Raw genomic sequence first — 5,635 nt, 5'->3', positions numbered from 1 at the left:
GGACTCGATGATCCGCACCACAGGGGTGGTCGCCACGACCGCCATCGCCCTGCTCGTGCCTGTCGGCAGCGCCAGCGCGGCGCTGCCCGGCGTCGCCGAGCGCGGCACGTCCATCGCCGGCACGTGGAAGGGCGGGGTGTACGGCGACAACGGCGCCGCCGCCGGCTACACCGCGAAGGTGACGTTGAAGAAGAACGACCGCGGCCGCTGGGTGGGCCGGGTGACCTACCCGGGCACCTGCTCGGGACGCTGGAGCTTCAGGGCCCGGTCCGGGGGCTCGTACCGGTTCCGCGAGCGGATCACCCGGGATCCTGCGGGCGGCGAGACCTGCGTCTCGCCGGTCAACGCCAAGGCCCGCCGCGAAGGGGCCAGGCTGCGCGTCACGTGGACGGAGCCGCGCAGCGGCGACAGCGCCTCCATGCTCGCCAAGCGAGTCTGAGGCAGGGGGGCCGCCCTCGCTCAGGCCGGGAGCATCTCCGGGTCGAGGGCGGCCGCCGTCAGCACGCCCGAGAGGCGTGCTTCGAGCTGGTCGTTCTCGGCCTGCAGCCGGAGGACCAGGGTCTCCAGCTCGGCGACGCGTGCACGGAGCCGACGGTTGTCGGTCGCGAGGCGGGCGGACGTGCGGGGGTCGCCGGCCAGGTGGCCGATCAACGCCTTGGCCATGGATCAGCCCTTTCGGTGGGGATGCCCGGAACCGGGCCATCTACAAGAGTCCCACCGCGGTGGCGGGCGGTCAACGGGCACCGGCGCGGCGCGTCGCCCGACCCGCGGGGCGGCGCGGGGGGCGTTGGCACTGCGGACAGAAGTACGACGACCGGTTCATGAACGCGACCCGTCGGATCGGGGTGCCGCAGCGCTCGCACGGCTCCCCCTCGCGCCCGTAGGCGTGCAGTGACCGGTCGAAGTAGCCGGACTCTCCGTTGACGTTGACGTAGAGCGCGTCGAAGGACGTGCCGCCCTGGGCCAGCGCGTCGGTCATCACCTCGCGGGCRTGCCCGACGAGCTCGCGCACCTGGGCCGCCGTGAGGCGCTCCCCGGGACGCTCGCCGTGGATGCGGGCACGCCACAGCGCCTCGTCGGCGTAGATGTTGCCCACCCCCGAGACGAGCGACTGGTCGAGGAGCTGGCGCTTGATGGCGCTCGGGCGGCGACGCACGCGGCGTACGAAGTCGGCCTCGTCGAACTCGGGGTCGAGCGGGTCGCGGCCGATGTGCGCGATCTCGGTCGGTAGCTCGGCCCCGCCGTCGGAGACCAGCAGGCCGCCGAACATCCGCTGGTCCACGAAGCGCATCTCGAGCGCACCGTCGTCGGTGGCGAGCACGAACCGCACCCTCAGGTGCCGCTCGTCGGGGGCGCCGGGGTGGTGGAGCAGCATCTGACCACTCATGCCGAGGTGTCCGAGCAGTGCGTCACCGCGCCCGGCGTCGTCGTCGCCGTCACCCTCGGCGTCGAGGGCGAGCCAGAAGTACTTTCCGCGGCGACGGACGGCCCCGATCCGGCGGTCCACCAGGGCTGCGACGAACCCGTCGCTCCCCCGCGGATCGCGGCGCAGCGGGCGCGGGTGCAGGACCTCGACGCCGACGATGCGGGCGCCRGCGACGTGACGCTGGAGGCCGGCGCGGACGACCTCGACCTCGGGCAGCTCAGGCACGGGCCGACGTCAGGACTGCAGGACGAGCTCGGGGTGGGCGTCGGTCAGCTCGCCGTACGCCGTCTTCGCGGCACCCTGCTCGGCTTCCTTCTTGGAGCGGCCGGTGCCGCGCCCGTAGAGCTCCTCGCCGACCCGGACCCGGGCGACGAAGGTCTTCATGTGGTCGGGGCCGTCGTCCTCGATGACGTACTCCGGCACGCCCAGGCCGAGGGTGGCCGACAGCTCCTGGAGGGAGGTCTTCCAGTCGAGACCGGCGCCCATGGACGCGGCCTCCACCATGAGCGGGTCGAACAGGCGGTGCACCACGTCGGCCGAGGCCTCGATGCCGCCGGAGAGGTGGATCGCGCCGATGACCGCCTCGACGGTGTCGGACAGGATCGAGGCCTTGTCGCGACCGCCGGTGGTCTCCTCACCGCGGCCCAGCTTGATGTGCCGGCCGAGGTCGAGGTCACGAGCCACTCCGGCGAGGGCGCGCGCATTGACGACGGCGGCCCGCAGCTTGGCCAGCCGTCCCTCGGAGAGGTCCGGATGGGTGGTGTATAGCGTCTCGGTCACGACGACCCCCAGCACCGAGTCGCCCAGGAACTCCRGGCGCTCGTTGGTGGGGATGCCGCCGTTCTCGTACGCGTAGGACCGGTGCGTCAGGGCGCGGTCGAGCAGCCCGGGATCCAGGATCGGATCTCCGAGCGCTCGGCGCAGGTCCTCGGTGGTCAGCGAACCGTCAGCTCTGGTGAGAGCTGGACTCAGAGGACCTGGCGACGGTCGGCGCGAGCGCCGTACTGGCCACACGTGCCGCACGCGCGGTGCGGGAGGTGCTTGGCAGCACAGGCGGGGTTGGCGCAGGTCACCAGGGTGGGGGCCACGGCCTTCCACTGCGACCGGCGGTGACGCGTGTTGCTTCGCGACATCTTCCGCTTCGGGACAGCCACTGTTATCTCCTGTTGCATAGGCCGGACCTGGGTCCGGTTGGTCAGTCTGTGGTGGTGCTCTGGTCCTGCGTCAGGGCGGTGAGCCCGGCCCAGCGAGGGTCGATCGGTTCCTCGTGCGAGTGGTCGGGGTCCTCGGCCAGTCGTGCGCCACACTCGGCGCACRGTCCGGGACAGTCGTCCTCGCACAACGGGGTGAACGGTAGTGCGAGCACCACCGCGTCCCGCAGCAGGGGTTCGAGGTCGACCAGGTCGTCCTCGAGCCGGCTGGTCTCGTCGTCGAGGTCGTGGTCGTCGTGCGCCACGGCCTTGTCGTGCTGGTCGGCGTACACGAACAGCTCCTGCAGCGTCACGTCGACCTCGTCGTCGATCCGCTCCAGGCACCGCGCGCACTCACCCTCGAGCACGGCTGTTGCCGTGCCCGAGACCAGCACTCCCTCCATGACCGCCTCGAGGCGCAGGTCCAGCTGGACCGGCGACCCCTCGGGGACACCGAGGACTTCGATACCGAGCTCTGCCGGTGCCGGCACCGTGATGACCACGACCCGCTGGGACCCCGGGCGGCGGCCGAGCTCGCGTGTATCGAGCACGAGCGGCGCTCTCGGGTCCAGGCTGGTCATGAAGTCACTTCCGGTGTCCGGACACAAAACAGAACCTCGGAATCGTAGCCGCCGCGTGTCGGGTGGGGCAAAACGACCGGTCCGCCGAGGTCGGTCAGCCCTGCTGCCGCTCGGCCAGTCTGGCGGTCAGGCGCTCCAGCACGAAGCCGGGGACCAGGCCGGACACGTCGCCGCCGAACGTCGCGACCTCCTTGACCAGTGAGGATGCGAGGAACGACCACTCCGGGCTGGTGGGGACGAAGACCGTCTCGATGGGCGCCAGGGAGGAGTTCATCTGGGCCATCTGGAGTTCGTAGTCGAAGTCGCTCACCGCCCGCAGTCCCTTCACGATCGCGTGCACGTCGTGGGCGAGGCAGAAGTCGGTGAGCAGGCCGGTGAAGGAGTCGACCCGGACGTTGTCCCAGCCGGCGCAGGCCTCGGTGAGCATGTCGATGCGCTCGTCGGCCGAGAAGAGGCGGGTCTTGGAGGCGTTGACCCCCACTGCGACGACCACCTCGTCGAAGAGGCCGGCGGCGCGCTCGACGATGTCGAGGTGGCCGTTGGTCACGGGGTCGAAGGACCCGGGACACACAGCACGGTGCAGGGGCACGGCTGCTCCTTCGATGCTAGTCCGGCGATGCTAGTCCGGTAGGGGGTCGCGCAAGGCGCGGTGACCGTACCAAAGCATGGTCTCGCCGTACCGCTTCGACCGCTCCCCGACCAGCCCGTCGGGCCAGGCGAGCGCGGGACCGCGCGAGGCGCGCTCCACGACCACGAGCGCGCCCGGCACCAGCCAGTGGCCCTCGACGAGCGCGGTCAGGACCGCGACCACCTCGTCGTCGTGCAGCGGGTAGGGCGGGTCCATGAAGGCCACGTCGTACGGCGCCGACGGCGGCTTGCGGAGCACGGAGGCGACCGTCTGGCTCAGGACGTCGGCGCGGGCGAAGCCGAGGGTCGTGGCGTTGCGGGCGATGAGCGAGGCCGTACGCCGGTCCTGCTCGACCAGCGTGACCACCCCGGCGCCGCGCGACCAGGCCTCCAGCCCGACGGCACCGGAGCCGGCGTAGAGGTCGAGGAAGCGCAGCCCGTCGAGGGACCCGCACCACGCCTCGACGGCCGAGAAGAGCGCCTCGCGCACCCGGTCGCTGGTCGGGCGCGTCTGCGAGCCCCGTGGTGTTGTCAGCCGGCGTCCCCCGGCACTGCCCCCGATGATCCGCGTCACGACTTCTCCAGGAACCCTGACGCGCTGGAGCGCTCGACGGCCTGCACGGCGGCGGCGAGGTCGGGGGTCGCGGCGAGGTCGGGGTCGGCGGCCAGCAGGGACTCGGCCGCGTCCCGGGCCCGGTCGATGGTGGCGGCGTCGCGCAGCACGCGCAGGCTGACGAGGCTGGAGCGGAAGCCGGACTGGTTGGCGCCCAGCACGTCGCCCTCGCGGCGCTGCTCGAGGTCGATGCGGCTGAGCTCGAAGCCGTCCGTGGTCGACGCCACCGCGTCGAGGCGCTCGCGGGCCGGCGAGCCCGCCTCGGCACCCGAGACCAGCAGGCACAGGCCGGGCAGTCCCCCACGACCGACGCGTCCGCGCAGCTGGTGGAGCTGGGAGACGCCGAACCGGTCGGCGTCGAGGAGCACCATCGTGGTGGCGTTGTGCACGTCCACGCCCACCTCGATGACGGTGGTGGAGATGAGCACGTCGATGTCCCCGGCTGCGAAGGCCCGCATCGTGCGGTCCTTCTCGTCGGCCGGCAACCGCCCGTGGAGCACGGCGACCCGGAGGCCCGCCAGCGGTCCCGTGGTGAGGTCGGCGTGCACGTCCTCGACCGCGGCCAGCGCGCGTCGCGTCGTGACGACCTCGCCGTCCTCGTCGACGTCGAGCTGGTCGCGCTCCGCCGACATCTGGCCCTCCTCAGCCGTGTCGCCGCTGATGCGGGGGCACACGACGTACGCCTGGTGACCGGCGTCGACCTCCTCGCGGACCCGCTGCCAGACCCGCGAGATCCAGGTCGGCTGCTCCGCCAGGGGCACGACGTTGGTCTGGATGGGCGCCCGGCCGGCGGGCAGCTCGGAGAGCACCGAGGTCTCGAGGTCCCCGAAGACGGTCATCGCGACGGTGCGCGGGATGGGCGTCGCCGTCATCACCAGCACGTGGGGCGGGGTGCCGGCCTTGTCGGTGAGGGCGGCGCGCTGCTCCACCCCGAACCGGTGCTGCTCGTCGACCACGACGAGCCCCAGGTCGGCGAGCTCCACGGACTGCTCGAGCAAGGCGTGGGTGCCGATCACGATCCCTGCCTCCCCCGACGCCATCTGCTGCAGTGCTCCGTCCCGGGCAGTCTTACCCATCGAGCCGGTGAGCAACACCACCGAAGTGGCGTACGCCGCGCCGCCGAGCATGCCGCCCTGCGCGAGGTCGCCCAGCATGGCGCTGATGGAGCGGTGGTGCTGCTGGGCGAGCACCTCGGTGG

At 72.1% G+C, this 5,635-nt stretch carries 9 protein-coding genes; 1 reads left to right on the top strand and 8 read right to left on the bottom strand.

Going from position 1 to position 5,635, the window contains the following annotated elements; translation table 11 throughout:
* Positions 1–439: hypothetical protein (locus ACXJKL_RS13075; RefSeq protein ID WP_457207478.1), on the top strand; the 439-nt coding region annotated here is incomplete at its 5' end.
* A gap of 20 nt (positions 440–459) precedes the next feature.
* Here the strand turns inward: ACXJKL_RS13075 and ACXJKL_RS13070 are convergent.
* The 8 genes from ACXJKL_RS13070 to ACXJKL_RS13035 form a co-directional block, all read right to left on the bottom strand.
* Positions 460–663: a hypothetical protein gene (locus ACXJKL_RS13070; RefSeq protein WP_457207477.1), complete on the bottom strand. Its 204-nt coding sequence runs from the start codon at positions 661–663 to the stop codon at positions 460–462.
* Between the two features lie 70 nt (positions 664–733).
* The gene (mutM, locus tag ACXJKL_RS13065) at positions 734–1,651 is read right to left on the bottom strand and encodes a bifunctional DNA-formamidopyrimidine glycosylase/DNA-(apurinic or apyrimidinic site) lyase (RefSeq protein WP_457207476.1); all 918 of its coding nucleotides are present in this window, start codon (positions 1,649–1,651) and stop codon (positions 734–736) included.
* 9 nt (positions 1,652–1,660) lie between these two features.
* The gene (gene rnc, locus ACXJKL_RS13060) at positions 1,661–2,440 is read right to left on the bottom strand and encodes a ribonuclease III (RefSeq protein ID WP_457207475.1); all 780 of its coding nucleotides are present in this window, start codon (positions 2,438–2,440) and stop codon (positions 1,661–1,663) included.
* The gene (gene rpmF, locus ACXJKL_RS13055) at positions 2,395–2,580 is read right to left on the bottom strand and encodes a 50S ribosomal protein L32 (RefSeq protein WP_457207474.1); all 186 of its coding nucleotides are present in this window, start codon (positions 2,578–2,580) and stop codon (positions 2,395–2,397) included. Before rpmF ends, rnc begins: the two co-directional genes overlap by 46 nt.
* A 41-nt stretch (positions 2,581–2,621) precedes the next feature.
* On the bottom strand, positions 2,622–3,197 hold the full coding sequence (locus ACXJKL_RS13050; RefSeq protein ID WP_457207473.1) for a YceD family protein: 576 nt from the start codon (positions 3,195–3,197) through the stop codon (positions 2,622–2,624).
* Between the two features lie 94 nt (positions 3,198–3,291).
* On the bottom strand, positions 3,292–3,780 hold the full coding sequence (gene coaD, locus ACXJKL_RS13045) for a pantetheine-phosphate adenylyltransferase (protein WP_457207479.1): 489 nt from the start codon (positions 3,778–3,780) through the stop codon (positions 3,292–3,294).
* 36 nt (positions 3,781–3,816) lie between these two features.
* Positions 3,817–4,398 (bottom strand): 16S rRNA (guanine(966)-N(2))-methyltransferase RsmD, encoded by a 582-nt coding sequence (rsmD, locus tag ACXJKL_RS13040; RefSeq protein ID WP_457207472.1) that lies wholly within the window; start codon positions 4,396–4,398, stop codon positions 3,817–3,819.
* On the bottom strand, positions 4,395–5,635 hold a 1,241-nt coding region (locus ACXJKL_RS13035; protein WP_457207471.1), incomplete at its 5' end, for an ATP-dependent DNA helicase RecG. The genes rsmD and ACXJKL_RS13035, both read right to left, overlap by 4 nt.

The organism is Nocardioides sp. P5_C9_2 (assembly GCF_054049555.1).
This window is presented reverse-complemented; position numbering and strand designations above follow the sequence as displayed.

Coding starts and splice junctions, on each gene's coding strand:
- ACXJKL_RS13070 (WP_457207477.1), bottom strand. CDS start 663: ATGGCCAAGGCGTTGATCGGCCACCTGGCCGGCGACCCCCGCACGTCC.